Here is a 15,734-nt window from a genome sequence, read left to right as displayed (position 1 = left end):
CTGCAATAAACCGAATGAACAGGAAATCGCCCGTATGTTGGATGCCAATCTTAAAGCTCAGTTGAAGTCATACCTGGAACGGGTCACCCAGCCGATCGAGATCGTCGCCTCCCTCGACGACGGTGCGAAATCCCAGGAAATGCTTGCTCTTTTGCAGGACGTAACCAGCCTCTCCACGCTGATTACCCTGAACACCGATGGCAATGATGCGCGCAAGCCATCGTTCTCCATCAACCGCCCGGGTGCCGATATCAACCTGCGTTTCGCCGGCATCCCCATGGGCCATGAATTCACTTCGCTGGTGCTGGCCCTGCTGCAAATCGGTGGCCACCCGTCGAAGGCCAGTGTCGAGGTGATTGAACAGATCCGCGCCCTCAAAGGCGAGTTCAGCTTCGAGACTTACTTCTCGCTGTCGTGCCAGAACTGCCCGGACGTGGTCCAGGCGCTGAACCTGATGGCCGTGCTGAACCCCAACATCCGCCACGTCGCGATTGATGGGGCGCTGTTCCAGGCCGAAGTCGATGAGCGCCAGATCATGGCGGTGCCGAGCGTCTACTTGAACGGGGTCAACTTTGGCCAGGGCCGCATGGGCCTCGAAGAGATCCTCGCCAAGCTCGACACCAGCGGTATCGAGAAAGCCGCGGAAAAAATCAGCGCCAAGGATGCCTTCGACGTCCTGGTGGTGGGCGGTGGCCCGGCCGGGTCCTCGGCTGCCATCTACGCGGCACGTAAAGGTATTCGTACCGGTGTGGCAGCTGAACGCTTTGGTGGCCAGGTGCTGGACACCATGTCCATCGAGAACTTTATCTCGGTACAGGAAACCGAAGGGCCGAAACTGGCCAGCGCGCTGGAAGCCCATGTACGTCAGTACGACGTGGATATCATGAACCTGCAGCGCGCCAGCAGCCTGGTACCGGCAAAAAATGCCGGTGAGCTGCACGAAATTCGCTTCGAAAGCGGTGCCACACTCAAGTCCAAGACCGTGATCCTGGCCACTGGCGCCCGCTGGAGAGAGATGGGCGTGCCCGGCGAGCAGGAATACAAGGCCAAGGGTGTGTGCTTCTGCCCGCATTGCGATGGCCCGCTGTTCAAAGGCAAGCGTGTGGCGGTGATCGGCGGCGGTAACTCCGGCGTGGAAGCGGCCATTGACCTGGCCGGTATCGTCAGCCATGTCACCTTGCTTGAGTTCGACAGCAAGCTGCGCGCCGATGCCGTGTTGCAACGCAAGCTCTACAGCCTGCCGAACGTGGATGTGATTACCAGCGCATTGACCAGTGAAGTCAAAGGCGATGGCCAGAAAGTCACCGGCCTTGCCTACAAGGACCGAGACAGCGGTGAGTTCAAGACCATCGAGCTCGAAGGCATCTTTGTGCAGATTGGCTTGCTGCCCAACACTGATTGGCTCAAAGGCACCGTAGAACTGTCGCCGCGTGGCGAGATCATTGTCGATGCCCGTGGCGAGACCTCACTGCCTGGTGTGTTCGCTGCCGGTGACGTCACCACCGTGCCGTACAAGCAGATCGTGATTGCAGTAGGCGAGGGCGCCAAAGCTTCGTTGAGCGCGTTCGATCACCTGATCCGCACCTCTGCTCCGGCGTAAATCCTGAGCTGAAAATGAAAAACCCCATGAGCGATCATGGGGTTTTTCTCGTTCCCACATTCGGCGTGGGATTCTCGTTCCCACGCTCCGCGTGGGAATGCATCCGGTGACGCTCCGCGTCACGCAGTGCTTATTACATCGGCGCCGGCTGGATGATCTCAACCCAATAAGCATCCGGGTCCTTGATGAACGCGAGGCTCTTCATGCGGCCATCCGTCAGGCGCTTCTGGAAATCACAGCCCAAGGCTTCGAAGCGTTCGCACGCCGCGACAATGTCCGGCACCGAGATACAGATATGGCCAAAGCCTCGCGGGTCGGTGTTGCCGTTGTGGTAGGCAAAGTCGGCATCGTTTTCGGTGCCGTGGTTGTGGGTCAGTTCGAGGATGCCCGGAATCGACTTCATCCACTGGGTACGCTCGGCGGCGTCGGCCGGGATCTGGGCCTTGTCCACCAGGGCCAGGAAGTACAGGCTGAATTCGGCTTCCGGGAAGTCACGTTTCTCGACCAGGGAGAAACCCAGGATACGCGTGTAGAAGTCCAGCGACTTGGTGATGTCCTTGACCCGCAACATGGTGTGGTTGAACACGAAGTTCGCCGTGGCGTTGTCGGGTTGGGCAGTGACGCCCGGGAAGGTGTTCAATTCGTGCAGGCTCATGGGCCCTCCAGAAAAAATGTGAGATGAGCGGTCCATTGGCTTGCGGCCTGCCTCCATGCAGGCGGGCCATGATACGCAAGGCGCACCGGCTGCGCCAAATGAAAAAGCGCGCTCAACCCTTGCGGTCAGCGCGCGCCGGGCCGCACACTTTGCCGCTGGAACCCTGGGTGTTTTTCGCAATGATCGAGTTTCGTAGGCCGCTGTTGAGTGCTGTGTGCGTGTTGTTGGGCAGCCCGTTTGTGCTGGCCGCCGAGCCGGAGGTCCATTGGCCCAGCGGTTGGCAGGTCGAAGAAGTCGTACCTGACGGCGAGCCCCCTGGCAAACCCCAAGCCGTGTCCCGGCAACGAGCGATCAAGAATGATGAAAATGGCGCCACGTTGATGGTCATGGAGTTGACCGGAACGCCAATTGAGGCCGGCCACAAAGTTAATCTTGCTGGCGTGTTGCTGGAGATGCGCAAGTCTATCCAGAAAGACTTTGCCCGTGGCGGTTATCAAAGCGTGTGCAGCAAAATGCACCCTACGACATTGAGTCGGCTTGACGCGTTGGAAACTACCTGCGTGATTACCGAGAACGGTCGACACGTATTGTCGCAAACATTAGTCGGTGCGCTGGATGTCGAAAAAGCCTATGTTTTTTCATACGCCGGCCAGGCGCAAGCGTACGAGGCGAGCAAGGAGGAAGTCAGCTTGGTGCGTAACAGTCTGAAACTTTGACGCGCTCAAATTGAGCGAATTTGAACAACATGAACGCTGAGTTAAGTTCGATTCCGAACCGTTAGAGCAAAAAAAGCCCCGCGTATGCGGGGCTATTTTTTAGTACATGTTTCAGCCGCGAAGCCAGGAGTCTACAGTGGCAGCGCCGTACTCTTCTTTCCAGGCTTTGAGGCCGCGGTGGTTGCCACCTTTGGTCTCGATCAGTTCGCCGGTGTGCGGGTTGTGGTAAACCTTGACCACCCGTGCGCGGCGCTGTTTAGGCGCGGCAGCGGCCGGTGCACCGCCTTTGCGTGGCGCGGGATCAAGGATAGCGATCACATCACGCAGGCTCTTGTCGTATTTGCCCATCAGCGTCTTGAGCTTTTCTTCGAATTCGATTTCTTTCTTCAGGCCAGCGTCGTTCTTCAAGGATTCCAGCTGTGCAAGCTGCTCTTGAAGGGCTTTTTCTGCTGCGCGAAATTCGGCGAGTCTGGACAAAATCTGTACTCCAATAATGTAGTTGCTGATATCAACTGCAGACAAAGCTATAAGCCAAGAACGTTAAGCCACGTCAACGAAAAAGACCCTTCTGCGAGTTCTGCACAGGCAGAAAAAATTGTAGTAGTTAATTCAGCCCGAGTAAATCATGTCTTTTAAAGAAAGACCAATCTTTCATCATAGGTCGCGCAAGGCTATTCCACGATGCCCAACGATTTAATGAATTCATCGCAGGGTAATGGTCGGCCAAACAGGTAACCCTGTAGGAAATCCACGCCCTGGGCCACGAGGTATTCACACTGTTGGGCTGTTTCTACGCCTTCGGCAACAATGCCTAGATCCAGCTTGACCGACAACTCTATGATGCTGTCCAGAATATGCCGCGACAGCGCATCCGCACCGATCATGGCGACAAAGCTTTGATCGATCTTCAAGTAGTCGACATTGAAATTGCGCAAATAGCCCAAGCTGGAGTGGCCGGTGCCAAAATCATCAATGGCGATCATGACCCCCATTTGATGCAGCGCCTCGAACAGGCGCCGGGTGGTCTCGGTGGGTTCGATCAGCTCCCGCTCGGTCAACTCCAGCACCAGGGTGACCTGGCCGGGTGGGAACGCGGCGAGGAATTCCTGGCAGTCCTGCACCAGCGCCATGTCCTGGCAATGGCGCGCAGTGATATTCACGCCGATATGAAAGCCAGGGCTGAAGCGTGCGGCATGAGGCGCCAGTTGCGCGGCGGTCTGGCGCAGCAGGGCACGGGTCATCGGCACGATCAGGCCGGAGTCTTCGGCCAGGGGGATAAACAGGTCCGGGCGCACCAGGCCTTCTTTGGGATGCTTCCAACGCATCAGCACCTCACACCCGGCCCATTGGCGGGTGTCACCGCGTACCACCGGTTGGAAATACGGGATGAACTCATTGGCCCCCAAGGCGCGTTGTAACTCGTGGGTCGGCGCGGACGAGCGTTTTTGTAGCCAGTGAGCGAGCAGCCCCGCCAATATCCCGAAGAACACCACCAGGCTGAACAACGCCGGATACCGCGCCTGCATATAACGCCAGACTTCACCCTCGGGCATTCCGGCCTCGACACTGTATTGATAGCGCTCGGAAGCCAGGCGTTGTGGCGCCACGGCAAATACCGGCAACGCGCCTTGATGCACCTTGCCGTCGGCACCCAGCCAGTTCGGGCCGACGTGCAATACCAAGTACGCGTAACGGCTGATCAAGCGTAAGGCGTTGGTGAGGTGATAGCCGTCAACCGAGGCAAACGCGCCTTGATCGCCTTGGACCAGGCGGTACACCAGCAGGGCGGTATCGGGTGTGACGGGGTTGCCTTTCATCAACCACAGGCGTCCATCGACGTAGTCGTCCGGGTTGACTGGCGATTGGTAGCTGTCGCCAAACAACGAGCTGCAATAGATGTTTTTCTGCCAGGACAGCGTGGTGGCCCGTACAAACGGCCGGCGGGTGACTTGTTCACGTAGCGCCAACTTGGCGGCGCTGTCACAAGGTTTACCGGCCAGCGGCAGCAACGCCTGGGCGGCAATGGCGGTGTTGTCGAGCATCAAGTCGAACTGGCGCACCGCTTCTTGAGCGGTTTGCGCCGTGCTTTGTTCAAGGGTGCGCTCGGCTTGCCAATACAGAATCACAACCCCCAGCAAGATGGGCAACACGCCGCTGGTTGCACTGATGAAATAGCGTGCGGCTCGGCTTCGTGGGCCTTTGACAGTCAGGGGCATAGGGGCGGTCAGTCGCGAGAAAAAGAGTGAGATATGCCGATGATAGATGGCAATACGCAGGCCTGCTCAGTTGTTTTGAGCGGGTTGACCTAGCCGTTCGGTCAGTTGTGGCGGGGATTTCATCTAGGCAACATAAACATCGTTGCAAGAAGTAAGAGACTCAGGACCGTATCCCTCCAGCCTCTCTCAGTGCCGTGCTAGCCCAATTTTGGCGGGACGGTCGGCGCGTGCCTTTCGAATGTCGGAAGCCGCCTTGCAGCCTTTTAACGACTCCACAGGAATTTGCAGCAATGAAAAAAATCGCACTGGCCGTTGCCTGGTTGATGGCTAACAGCGTTGTCGCTCTACCGGCGTTCGCGGCGGACGGCACTATCACCCTGACCGGTGAGATCACTGGCACCACCTGCAGCATCAGTGGCGGGGCAGGCGCTGCGCCTGGCGCCGGGCCGGACTTCGCCATTGCGCTGCACAAGGTCCAGGCCAGCGCACTCAAGGCAGCCGGGCAGACGGCGGGGGTAAAACCATTCTTTATCCAAGTCGGCAGTTGCCCGAAGGACACGGTGGTCGCGGTGTTATTCGAGAGCAGCAGCCCGGCCATCAACCCGGCGACCGGTAACCTGGTCAATCAGGCGCCAGCCACGCCCGAACCGGCAAAGTTCGTGGAAGTACAGATTGTGGACGGCGTCACCAACCAGCCCCTGGACCTGCGGCTGGGCCTGAGTTCGAGTACCGCGACAGTGCCAGACGGCGGCGCGGTGACGCTGCCATTTGCGGCTCAGTACTTCGCCACAGGGGCAGCGACCGCCGGCCCGATCAGCACGCAAGTGCTGTATTCCGTGACATTCCCCTGATCAAGGCCAGTGGGCCTGGCGACGTGCCAGGCCCTGTCTTGAAGGATGGACTCATGCTTTCTCGCACATTACTGGCGAGCCTCACCTTTGCGCTCCTCGCCGGCTTACCGTCCACGGCCCACGCGGGTGTGGTGATCGATGGCACGCGGCACATCTACCCCCAGCAGCGCCGTGAAATCACCCTGCGCCTGACCAACGACGATAAACGGGCACCGCGCCTGGTCCAGGTGTGGCTGGATCAAGGCGATGCCACGCCAGATCCCTCCCATAGCGACGTGCCGTTCAGCCTCTCGCCCCCGGTGTTTCGCCTGGACCCGGGGAGAAGCCAGGGTGTGCGGCTGGTCTACACCCAGGATCCGTTGCCGTCAGATCGAGAGTCCTTGTTCTGGCTTAATGCCTTGGAGATTCCCCCGAAAATCAGCGCGGCCGAACTCGGTGAACAAGCCCCTGAAGGCAACCACCTGCAGTTTGCTTTTCGTATCCGCACCAAAGTGTTTTTTCGCCCCCGTCATTTGCCTGGCAGTGCAGACCAGGCCCCCGCGCAACTGCGCTGGAGTTTGAGGCGCACCGAGCGCGCAGCCGTACTGCGCGTACACAACCCTACGGCCTTTCACGTGACCTTCAACGAGGTGGCACTGGCGCTGGGCCCTCGGCCTGACGCCCATCTGATACCGGTACAAGAAGGCATGGTGCCCCCCGGTGCAAGCCTGGAATTGCCTGTACGCGGTGCCCTGGCGACGATCCCAGCGGACGCCCAGGTGCATTTCAAATACATCAATGATTACGGCGCATTCTCCGCGCCGCAGCGAGCCCCCCTGAAGTTTTGATTATGTCTGTTTACCTGCCATTTACGGGGCATCCCGTGTTTGCCTGGCTGTTGTGCAACTCGCGGCTGATGGTGTCGCTGGGTGTGGTCACGACCTTATGCCTGCCGGCCGAAGCCGCGCCGCTATTGTTTGATATCGAGGCGTTTACCACCGGCTTGTCCACTGCGGTGGATATTTCGCGTTTCAATACGGGCAATGCACTGGCGCCTGGCCTCTATCGTGTGGATGTGATGCTCAATGGGCAATCCGTGGGGCGCCGTGAAATCAGCTTTGTCTCCCGCAAGGGGCAGGATGATGTCCAGCCTTGCGTGAGCGCGCGGGAACTTGCCCAACTCGGAGTCGTGCTGCCACCTGACGAACGTAGCGCCGACACGCAGTGCCGTGAATTTACCCAGTGGATCCCCCTGGCCAGCAGCCAGCTTGACATTGAGACCCTGACGCTCGACGTCAGTATCCCCCAAGCCCACCTCAGCCGTGCCGCGCGCGGTTACGTTGATCCGGCCCGCTGGGACAAGGGGCTCGACGTTGCGTTGCTCAATTACACCTTCAGCGCCGCAGCGGTGACCTCCGGGGCGGGTGAAGGTCGGGGTTACCTGGGCCTCAACGGCGGCGTCAACCTCGGCGACTGGCGCCTGCGCCACCAAGGCGGCCAGGCCTGGACTTCCCGTGGCGGTCTGTTGCCTTATCAACACACCGCCACGTACCTGCAACGGCCCTTGTCGGCCTGGCGTTCGCAACTGACCCTTGGCGACAGCTTCAGTAACGGCCAGGTCCTCGACGGCGTGCGGGTGCGGGGCATCACCCTGTCGACCGATGACCGCATGCTGGCGCCGTCGCAACAAGGCTATGCACCGCAGATACGCGGCATCGCCGACAGCAACGCCACGGTAACGGTGCGCCAGAACGGCTACACGATCTACGAAACCCAGGTTGCCCCAGGGCCCTTTGTCATCGACGACCTATATCCCACGGGCTACGGTGGCGACCTCAATGTCAGCGTCACCGAGGTGGACGGGCGCCGCACCACCTTTGTCGTGCCGTATTCCGTGGCCCCACAGTTATTGCGCCGGGGCACCACTCACTACAGCACCACGCTCGGCCAAGTGCAGCAACGCGGGGTCAGCAAGACCCGCCCTGTGGTGTTTCAGGGCACCTTGCAGCATGGCCTTACCGATGGCCTGAGCCTGTACGGCGGCAGCGCGGTTTCCCAGGGATACTTGCAGGGCAAGGCCGGGCTGGCGATGAGTACGCCCATCGGCGCGTTTGCCCTGGACACCACGCATTCGCGCACCCGCATCGAGGGCAACGGGGTGGTTGGCGGACACAGTTGGGGCCTGGCCTACAACAAGAACCTCCCGTTTTCCGGAACCCATTTTGCGCTGGGCGCCTATCGCTTCTCCACGGCCGGCTATCTGAGCCTGCCGGATGCTTTGAATGTGCAGGAACTGGCGCGTCAGCAGGGGAACATCGAGGGCTATGCCCGGCAGAAAAGCCGTCTGGACCTGACGATCAGCCAGCAACTGGGGGAAGGCACCTTGAGCCTGTACGGCAGTTCGGTTGACTACTGGGCGAGCCGGCAAGGTCGCCAGACATCCTTCACCCTCAGCTATGGATCACGCTGGAAGCAGCTCAACTGGAACATTTCGGCGCAGCGCTCAAGGGTCAGCGACGCCGACCCACCCAGCGATCGTGACCACAGTGACGCGATCTTTTTCGGCCGCGCGTTGCAACCCGGTCGCGTCGATAATCGTCTGGCGCTGACCCTGTCGATGCCGCTGGGCCAGGGCGCATCGGCACCGACCCTGAGCAGCGCGTTGTCACGCGACACCGGCGAATCAAAGGGCAGTCAACAGCAAGTGGGCATCAATGGCTTGCTCGGCGAGGCGTCAGAGGCGCACTACGGCCTGGCCGGCAGCCAGGGCACGGGGAGCCAGGCCGGTTCCAGCTTCAATGCCTACGCCGGGTATCGCAGCAGTACGGCCAACCTGCGCGCCGGTTACGGCCAGAGTGGCAACAACGCACAAGTGTCCATGAGCGCCGATGGCGGGCTGATTGCCCATGGCGGTGGCGTGACCCTCTCGCAAAGCCTCGGTGAAGCGTCGGCACTGGTGTATGCACCGGATGCCCAGGGCGCGCAGATCGGTGGGGGTGTACGCATCGACTCACACGGCTATGGCGTGTTGCCGAGCTTGCGGGCCTACCATCCCAATGACGTGGATATCGACCCCGAAGGCATGGCCATGGATGTGGAGCTCAAGGAGTCGAATCACTCGGTGGTACCGACAGGAGGCGCGGTGTCGCTGGTCAAGTTCGAGACCGTCAGTGGCCGTGCGGTGGTGATCAAGGCGACCCATCGCAACGGTCAGCCGCTGCCTTTTGCCGCTCAGGTGTTCGACGAGCAGGGCAGGGAAGTCGGGGTAATTGGGCAAGCCGGCAAGGCGTTTGTGCGCGGCGTGGCCGACCAGGGCACGCTGACCGTGCGTTGGACCGAGGCGGCAAGTGACCGCTGCTATATCCCATACCGTCTGCCACCGCGGCCACCGGGGCACCGCCAGGAAAATGCCGACCAACTGGTCAGCCGGTGCCACGCCAACACCACCAATGATGAGGTCAGCAGCCGATGATCAGCATCCGTACGCAACGTTTGGCAGGGCTTGTCATGATGATCTGCGTTGCGCTCGTTAGCGCGCCCCATGCCCAGGCCAAGGCGACGTGTACGCCCGCGCCGCCGACGGTGCTGTCGGTGCCGCGCATTACGGTGCCCGCCAACCCTGTGGTCGGCCAGGCACTGGGCAACCCGGATGGCTACCCCGTCGAGGTAGCGCACGGGTTGAGGTGCACCTATCCGCCCAACCTTATTGTTCGTTATTGGTCGTCCACGCGGATTGCTCGGGAGATTCCCTGGACGGGACGTAACTTCTTCCACTCAGGGGTCGTCATGCCGGTTCATCTGACCGGCGTGCAAGGTGTCGGGTTTGCGTTTATGGCGCAGGACCGTGACGTGGGGCCGATGCAAACCGTAACCACTGGAGTCACGGTGCTGCGCGGACCGATCCATCCAGGTTTGCCTACGTGGGGCTTGCGCGGACGCTTGTTCTTCGTGGTAACCGGCCCGATCCAGGGCGGCACCATTGCGCCGCAGACCTTCGCGGGCTTGTACCTGTACACCAGCGAGACACACCACGCGTTCAACTTCGGCAGTGTCGAAGTCGGCCCGCCGAGCAAACCCACCTGCACGGTCTCCACGCCCTCGGTGGCAATCCCGCTGGGGGCGGTGGAGAGCAGGGCGTTCAAGGGCATTGGCAGCGTGGCCGGCAATGCCACCCGCACCATCACCTTGCAATGCGCTGGTGGCGGGGGCGCTGAGAGCGATGTGCTGTTGACCTTGACCGACCAGACCCAACCGGCCAATCGCAGTGACCAACTGACATTGACCGCCAACTCCACCGCCAAGGGCGTGGCGCTGCAACTGCTGTTTGGCAACCGCCTGATCAGTTACGGCCCCGACGCCGCCGCTATTGGCACGCCGAATCAATGGTTGGCAGGCAGCACCGGCAACGGCACCTTCCAGATTCCCTTGACCGCGCGCTACATACAAACCGGCGCCACCGTCCGCCCGGGCACGGCCAACGGGCTGGCGACCTTCACTTTGGCCTATCGGTAGTCGGCGTGATGATCCGAGCCTTATTGAACTGCGTGTTCGGGCTGGCACTGGCGGCATCTATGGCGAAAGCGCAGGCCGAAATCGTCATTGATCGCACCCGGCTCATTTACCCGGCCACCGCACGGGGGGTAACTCTCAACCTGCGCAACGAGGCGGACAGCCCGAGGCTGGTACAGGTATGGATCGATGAAGGCGACCCCCAGATGGCGCCGGAACTGAGTGATGTACCCTTTACTGTCACACCACCGATTCTGCGTATGGACCCCGGTAAGGCTCAAGCGTTGCGGGTGATTTATCACCCGGTACCCAGACAAGCCATAACCGATCCCCAGGAAGTGGTGTATTGGCTGAATGTGCTGGGGATCCGGCCCACTGACGCGGCGAGCCATCAACTGCAATTGGCGTTTCGCACGCGCATCAAGTTGTTCCTGCGCCCCAATGCGTTGCCAGGCAGGGCGGAAGATGCCGTGGCGGCGCTGCAATGGCAACTGGCAGACGACCGCCCTGTGCTGCGGGTGCGCAACCCGAGTGCCTTTCATGTGACCTTGTCCAGCGTGGCACTCAATCTTGAGGGCGTCGCATACCGCCATGAAAACCCACCGATGCTGGCTCCGCGCTCAACGGCCGAGTTGATCATGCCGGGTTGGGTTGTACCGTGGCGAGGTACGCCGACGCTGCGCTTCACCACATTGGATGACTATGGCGCGACGCATGAGAGGACGCAGCGTATAGGCCGGTAACTAAGTAGGCGAGGGGTACAGCCCTTGTGCCAGCGCGATGAATGCCAGGGCAGCCGGGGAAGACTGACGCCGATCCAGCACGGCCAGCCCGATCCGACGCGGTACCCGCGGCGCCAATGGCAACGCCACATAACGCGAATCGGCATGTTCCGGCAGGGAAGCCTGCGCAACCACACTCAAACCATCGCCCCGGCTGACCGCCTCCAACGTGCTGAGCAACTGCGCACAGCGGTACCGCACTTTGGGCTGCAACTGCTTATCTACCTGACGCACCGCAGTCCAACTGTGGGAGCTGGCTTGCCTGCGAAGACGGCCTAACGGTCAACGCAGTTGGACCGGGTACATATCCGTTATTTAGGTAACGGCCACTTAGGGTTCCGCCCTGACGGCGGCTCACTTTTGAAAAGCGCAAAAGTAAGCAAAACGCTCTTGCCCCACCACTCGGCACCTCGCTTAGGCTCGGTGTGCCCGTAATCCGCCAGTGATTTGGGGGGCCGCCGCCACGCGCCATCCATGGCGCGGGGCGGCTAAACCGGCATCCCTGCCGGTTTACCCCCCAAATCCCTGTCGAATTCCGGCCAGCGTGGTTTGACGGGGCGCCTGAGATCAAGATCAAAAGCAGATCAAGAGCGGCTCGCTTCGCATCGTGGGTATCGGATATTACGATGGCATTCGGCGCATAGGCGCCACACGCTCCGGGGTGTTCATCGCGCTCAACCCGCTGACGGCAGTCGTTTGCGGTGCTGTGCTGCTGGACGAACCACTGACGATGCCGATGTTGCTGGGCGGCGCGGTCATCCTGCTGGGCATCTGTGCAACAAACCCCTTGCACAGGGCTGGGCATTGGGGATTTGATAAGAGTACGGACAAACCTGGTTACGCTGTGTAGAATCAGTTTACGCATACAAGAATATGGACTTGCGCTCACGCAAGCCTCGGCCGTCAGAGACTGATGACACCATGAAGCTACTTGGCTCCCCCCTCATCTTTGGTGACTTCCTCGCCCGCAGCGTGCGGGGCCTCTCTTGTGCGCCACCCTCCAGCCTCATCCTTGCTCGCAACTAATCAATTGCTACCTACAAGAATGATGAGGCACCGAACATGACCGACCAACTCGCAAACCCAATGGGCCTGATGGGCTTTGAATTCATCGAATTCGCCTCGCCCACCCCAGGCACCCTGGAGCCGATCTTCGAGATCATGGGCTTCACCAAAGTGGCGACCCATCGCTCCAAGAACGTGCACCTGTATCGCCAGGGCGAGATCAACCTGATCCTCAACAACGAACCCGACAGCCTCGCTTCCTACTTCGCGGCCGAGCACGGCCCGTCGGTGTGCGGCATGGCGTTCCGCGTCAAGGACTCGCAACAGGCCTACAAGCGTGCCCTGGAGCTGGGGGCCCAGCCGATCCACATCGACACCGGCCCGATGGAGTTGAACCTGCCGGCGATCAAAGGCATTGGCGGTTCGCCGTTGTACCTGATCGACCGTTTCGGCGAAGGCAACTCGATCTACGACATTGACTTCGTGTACCTCGAAGGCGTTGATCGCAACCCGGTAGGCGCTGGCCTGAAGGTCATCGACCACCTGACCCACAACGTCTATCGCGGGCGCATGATTTATTGGGCCAACTTCTACGAGAAACTGTTCAACTTCCGTGAGGCGCGTTATTTCGATATCAAAGGCGAATACACCGGCCTGACCTCCAAGGCCATGAGTGCGCCGGACGGCAAGATCCGTATCCCGTTGAACGAAGAATCGTCCAAGGGCGCCGGGCAGATCGAAGAGTTCCTGATGCAGTTCAACGGCGAGGGCATCCAGCACGTCGCGTTCCTCACCGACGACCTGATCCAGACCTGGGATGCGCTGAAGAAGATCGGCATGCGCTTCATGACCGCGCCGCCCGACACTTACTACGAAATGCTCGAAGGCCGCCTGCCGAACCACGGTGAGCCGGTGGACCAGTTGCAATCGCGTGGCATCCTGCTGGATGGCTCGTCGGTTGCTGGTGACAAGCGTCTACTGCTGCAGATCTTCTCGGAAACCCTGATGGGCCCAGTGTTCTTCGAATTCATCCAGCGCAAAGGCGACGATGGGTTTGGCGAGGGCAACTTCAAGGCGTTGTTCGAGTCGATCGAGCGCGACCAGGTGCGTCGTGGTGTGCTGACCGCCGATTGAGCGACTGGCTAAAGCAAAAAGCCCGGTTTTTACCGTACTGTTTGTAGGAGCGAGCTTGCTCGCGAAAAACGTCAACGATGACGCGGGCATCCTGAATGAACGCGGCGCCTGTGAGTTTTTCGCGAGCAAGCTCGCTCCTACAAGCGTTATGGTTTTACCGGGCTTTTTTGTACCTGATGCATCGTGTTGCAAATAACCTGCGGTTTATTGGGAACAGATGTTTCTTGAGAGATCACTCAGAGGGCAGGACGCAGAAAAACCTGCGTTTTCACTATGAAGAGGCCCTCTTATGAATGTGAATGCTCCTACCCCTCAACACCCGATCGGCCCATCTATATCAACGGAGCAGGCTGGGCCAGTGCGCAATGTCCGTTCAACCGGTCATGTAGACCCGGTCGATCAGGCGCGTAAAAAGTTTCTCGATGACAGTGAAACCGAGTACTTGGGCGAAACACTCAGTGCCGAGGGGTATCAACTGACGAAGGCAGCGTTGTCACGCCACAAGCCGGGAAGTCCAGGGGTGCAGGTCTCGACATTTGCCGTCGATGGCGTTCAGTCCAACGACATGATGATGATCAAGCGGGTGCCGCCTACAGAAGAGGGGCCTAATCTCGTCCTGTATATGCCGGAAGATGACGTGACATCGTTTCACGAGTTCAAGAATGCAGATGAGATGACGGACTGGCTCAAGGAAGTAGCCAATGACCCGACAGAGCGAAAGCGGTTTACGCAGCATTTTTCCAGTGATCAATCGCCGAAACAGGAGGACAGGGTCAGTCAGAAGTTAGGTGAGTTCGCTGAAGGCGACATCAATGCAGTGGTGGGAAGTTTTGGTTATGAGGAAGGTGACATTTTCGAACGTTTGAACAAAGACGCTTCGGTCCCACCCGTTCAGGTCAAGGGCCTGGTGGGCACGCAGCTTTACAAGCGAGAGCTCGATGGAAAAACGACCTACGTCGGGTATCAGAGCGATGGGTGCTAATGATAAGCGCGGGCTCTTGAATGAGTTCGTGAAACAACTCAGAAACCCGTTGCACGGTATTGGAATGGCACTCAAAGAGCTAGGCGTCCCTGGCGACGTTGCCAATTCCATCGAAGAAATACTGAAGAACCCTGTGAAAGGAACGCTGCTTGAACTGAACCATGACAATCGGCTCGGCAAGTTGTTTGGGGTTGATAAGGAACAGATGGATGCCACCCTGGAAAGTGTCGGGAGTCAAGTCCAAAGCAATATTCCCTACTATGGCGCATGGAGGGATGGGTTCAACGACGCGGCCGATGTCATCGAGGGGCAGGTCGGCCCGTACGAAGAGCCGACTACTCAGGTAAGGACCTGATTCAATCCAGGCTATATTACAGAGGGGTAAGGAAGCCCCCATAACCCCATTTAATACCAGCCGGCCTTTCAAGCCCGACGCTGACGCACCAAATGCTTGAATCCCTCATACACCAGCACCATCACCGCCAGCCAGATCGGGATATAGGTCAGCCATTGCCCACCCTGGATGCCTTCACCCAATAGCAACGCCACCGCCAGCAACAGCACTGGCTCCACGTAGCTGAGCAGCCCGAACAGACTGAACGCCAGCAGGCGACTGGCAATGATGTAGCTCACCAGCGCCGAGGCACTGATAAGGCCCAGCATGGGAATCAATGCATAGAGCTTTGGATGCCCATCCACTACGGCAAAGCCTTGTTCGCCGTTTTGTACAAACCACCAGGCCACCGGCAGCATTAACGCCATGTCCAGCCACAGCCCGCCCAGATGATCAGTGCTCAAGTACTTACGCACCACGAAGTACACCGGGTAGCCGATGATCACCACCAGTGTTGCCCAGGAAAAACCACCGGCCTGATACAGCTCGTTCAACACGCCAAGCGCGGCCAACACCACGGCGATCTGTTGCAGCCGTGAGAGGCGCTCGCCGTAGACCAGGCGCCCGGTGAGCACCATGGTCAACGGCAGCAGGAAATACCCCACCGACACGTCCAGGCTGCGCCCATTGAGCGGCGCCCACATGAACAGCCACAACTGCACGCCGAGCAGGGCAGAAGACACCAGCACGCCGCCAATCAGCCGTGGCTTAGCCGCCAGCCTGCGCAACAGTTCCCACACCCTGCGCCACTCACCGCTGACAATCATGAACACCGTCATGCACGGCACGGTCAGCAACATGCGCCAGCCGAAAATTTCCAGGCCACTCAAGGGGGTAAGCAGCGATGTGAAGTAATACATCACCGCAAACAACACCGAGGCCAAGACCGATAACACCACACCTTTAGACAC

At 59.6% G+C, this 15,734-nt stretch carries 14 protein-coding genes and 2 pseudogenes; 11 read left to right on the top strand and 5 right to left on the bottom strand.

Going from position 1 to position 15,734, the window contains the following annotated elements; all coding sequences use genetic code 11:
• The first annotated feature begins 34 nt into the window (after positions 1 to 34).
• Positions 35 to 1,600, top strand: a complete 1,566-nt coding sequence (ahpF, locus tag V8689_RS14645) for an alkyl hydroperoxide reductase subunit F (protein WP_056783278.1) — start codon at positions 35 to 37, stop codon at positions 1,598 to 1,600.
• A gap of 133 nt (positions 1,601 to 1,733) precedes the next feature.
• On the opposite strand, the gene gloA is transcribed toward ahpF, so the two are convergent.
• Positions 1,734 to 2,255, bottom strand: coding sequence for a lactoylglutathione lyase (gloA, locus tag V8689_RS14640; RefSeq protein ID WP_003191301.1), 522 nt, complete (start codon positions 2,253 to 2,255; stop codon positions 1,734 to 1,736).
• Positions 2,256 to 2,434: 179 nt separating this feature from the next.
• On the opposite strand from gloA, the gene V8689_RS14635 reads away from it, so the two are divergent.
• The gene (locus tag V8689_RS14635) at positions 2,435 to 2,971 is read left to right on the top strand and encodes a DUF4946 domain-containing protein (RefSeq protein ID WP_056783611.1); all 537 of its coding nucleotides are present in this window, start codon (positions 2,435 to 2,437) and stop codon (positions 2,969 to 2,971) included.
• 111 nt (positions 2,972 to 3,082) lie between these two features.
• On the opposite strand, the gene V8689_RS14630 is transcribed toward V8689_RS14635, so the two are convergent.
• Together V8689_RS14630 and V8689_RS14625 are read right to left on the bottom strand one after the other, a co-directional pair.
• Positions 3,083 to 3,448: a histone-like nucleoid-structuring protein, MvaT/MvaU family gene (locus tag V8689_RS14630; RefSeq protein ID WP_003191298.1), complete on the bottom strand. Its 366-nt coding sequence runs from the start codon at positions 3,446 to 3,448 to the stop codon at positions 3,083 to 3,085.
• Between the two features lie 194 nt (positions 3,449 to 3,642).
• Entirely contained in the window at positions 3,643 to 5,187 is a 1,545-nt protein-coding gene (locus V8689_RS14625; protein WP_056783276.1) for an EAL domain-containing protein, read from the bottom strand.
• 290 nt (positions 5,188 to 5,477) lie between these two features.
• Here V8689_RS14625 and V8689_RS14620 point away from each other — a divergent pair, with 290 nt between their 5' ends.
• The 5 genes from V8689_RS14620 to V8689_RS14600 are packed head-to-tail and all read left to right on the top strand — an operon-like array spanning position 5,478 to position 11,269.
• Complete coding sequence (locus tag V8689_RS14620; RefSeq protein ID WP_032897223.1) at positions 5,478 to 6,038, top strand: fimbrial protein; 561 nt, start codon at positions 5,478 to 5,480, stop codon at positions 6,036 to 6,038.
• Positions 6,039 to 6,091: 53 nt separating this feature from the next.
• Positions 6,092 to 6,865 carry a fimbrial biogenesis chaperone gene (locus V8689_RS14615; RefSeq protein ID WP_056783275.1) on the top strand — a complete coding sequence of 258 codons (774 nt, stop codon included), beginning with the start codon at positions 6,092 to 6,094 and terminating at the stop codon, positions 6,863 to 6,865.
• A gap of 2 nt (positions 6,866 to 6,867) precedes the next feature.
• Positions 6,868 to 9,489 carry a fimbria/pilus outer membrane usher protein gene (locus tag V8689_RS14610; RefSeq protein WP_056783273.1) on the top strand — a complete coding sequence of 874 codons (2,622 nt, stop codon included), beginning with the start codon at positions 6,868 to 6,870 and terminating at the stop codon, positions 9,487 to 9,489.
• Between the two features lie 35 nt (positions 9,490 to 9,524).
• A complete protein-coding gene (locus tag V8689_RS14605) occupies positions 9,525 to 10,529 on the top strand; it encodes a fimbrial protein (protein ID WP_162259474.1) in 1,005 nt (334 codons plus the stop codon).
• A 59-nt stretch (positions 10,530 to 10,588) separates the two neighbouring features.
• The gene (locus tag V8689_RS14600; RefSeq protein ID WP_056783269.1) at positions 10,589 to 11,269 is read left to right on the top strand and encodes a fimbrial biogenesis chaperone; all 681 of its coding nucleotides are present in this window, start codon (positions 10,589 to 10,591) and stop codon (positions 11,267 to 11,269) included.
• Here the strand turns inward: V8689_RS14600 and V8689_RS14595 are convergent.
• Positions 11,270 to 11,524: pseudogene (locus V8689_RS14595) on the bottom strand (LysR family transcriptional regulator substrate-binding protein); the annotation flags it as partial. It abuts the gene before it with no gap.
• 397 nt (positions 11,525 to 11,921) lie between these two features.
• On the opposite strand from V8689_RS14595, the pseudogene V8689_RS14590 reads away from it, so the two are divergent.
• The 4 genes and pseudogenes from V8689_RS14590 to V8689_RS14575 all read left to right on the top strand — a co-directional run.
• Positions 11,922 to 12,124 (top strand): annotated as a pseudogene (locus V8689_RS14590) (EamA family transporter); the annotation flags it as partial.
• A 246-nt stretch (positions 12,125 to 12,370) separates the two neighbouring features.
• Positions 12,371 to 13,447 carry a 4-hydroxyphenylpyruvate dioxygenase gene (hppD, locus tag V8689_RS14585; RefSeq protein WP_060766038.1) on the top strand — a complete coding sequence of 359 codons (1,077 nt, stop codon included), beginning with the start codon at positions 12,371 to 12,373 and terminating at the stop codon, positions 13,445 to 13,447.
• Positions 13,448 to 13,736: 289 nt separating this feature from the next.
• The gene (locus V8689_RS14580; protein ID WP_314694076.1) at positions 13,737 to 14,429 is read left to right on the top strand and encodes a dermonecrotic toxin domain-containing protein; all 693 of its coding nucleotides are present in this window, start codon (positions 13,737 to 13,739) and stop codon (positions 14,427 to 14,429) included.
• Complete coding sequence (locus V8689_RS14575; RefSeq protein ID WP_314694074.1) at positions 14,419 to 14,784, top strand: hypothetical protein; 366 nt, start codon at positions 14,419 to 14,421, stop codon at positions 14,782 to 14,784. Before V8689_RS14580 ends, V8689_RS14575 begins: the two co-directional genes overlap by 11 nt.
• 68 nt (positions 14,785 to 14,852) lie before the next feature.
• Here the strand turns inward: V8689_RS14575 and rarD are convergent, their stop codons facing one another.
• On the bottom strand, positions 14,853 to 15,734 hold the full coding sequence (gene rarD, locus V8689_RS14570) for an EamA family transporter RarD (RefSeq protein WP_056783261.1): 882 nt from the start codon (positions 15,732 to 15,734) through the stop codon (positions 14,853 to 14,855).

Origin of the sequence: Pseudomonas sp. AK181 (genome assembly GCF_051122975.1) — a bacterium.
Taxonomy (GTDB): domain Bacteria; phylum Pseudomonadota; class Gammaproteobacteria; order Pseudomonadales; family Pseudomonadaceae; genus Aquipseudomonas; species Aquipseudomonas lactis.
The sequence above is the reverse complement of the archived record's forward strand: the minus strand, read 5'-3'. Positions and strand labels throughout refer to the sequence as shown.

Excerpts from the sequence above, each read along its gene's own strand:
- ahpF (WP_056783278.1), top strand. The coding sequence starts at position 35 with ATGTTGGATGCCAATCTTAAAGCTCAGTTGAAGTCATACCTGGAACGG.
- gloA (WP_003191301.1), bottom strand. The coding sequence starts at position 2,255 with ATGAGCCTGCACGAATTGAACACCTTCCCGGGCGTCACTGCCCAACCC.
- V8689_RS14635 (WP_056783611.1), top strand. The coding sequence starts at position 2,435 with ATGATCGAGTTTCGTAGGCCGCTGTTGAGTGCTGTGTGCGTGTTGTTG.
- V8689_RS14625 (WP_056783276.1), bottom strand. The coding sequence starts at position 5,187 with ATGCCCCTGACTGTCAAAGGCCCACGAAGCCGAGCCGCACGCTATTTC.
- V8689_RS14620 (WP_032897223.1), top strand. The coding sequence starts at position 5,478 with ATGAAAAAAATCGCACTGGCCGTTGCCTGGTTGATGGCTAACAGCGTT.
- V8689_RS14615 (WP_056783275.1), top strand. The coding sequence starts at position 6,092 with ATGCTTTCTCGCACATTACTGGCGAGCCTCACCTTTGCGCTCCTCGCC.
- V8689_RS14610 (WP_056783273.1), top strand. The coding sequence starts at position 6,868 with ATGTCTGTTTACCTGCCATTTACGGGGCATCCCGTGTTTGCCTGGCTG.
- V8689_RS14605 (WP_162259474.1), top strand. The coding sequence starts at position 9,525 with ATGATGATCTGCGTTGCGCTCGTTAGCGCGCCCCATGCCCAGGCCAAG.
- V8689_RS14600 (WP_056783269.1), top strand. The coding sequence starts at position 10,589 with ATGGCGAAAGCGCAGGCCGAAATCGTCATTGATCGCACCCGGCTCATT.
- hppD (WP_060766038.1), top strand. The coding sequence starts at position 12,371 with ATGACCGACCAACTCGCAAACCCAATGGGCCTGATGGGCTTTGAATTC.
- V8689_RS14580 (WP_314694076.1), top strand. The coding sequence starts at position 13,737 with ATGAATGTGAATGCTCCTACCCCTCAACACCCGATCGGCCCATCTATA.
- V8689_RS14575 (WP_314694074.1), top strand. The coding sequence starts at position 14,419 with ATGGGTGCTAATGATAAGCGCGGGCTCTTGAATGAGTTCGTGAAACAA.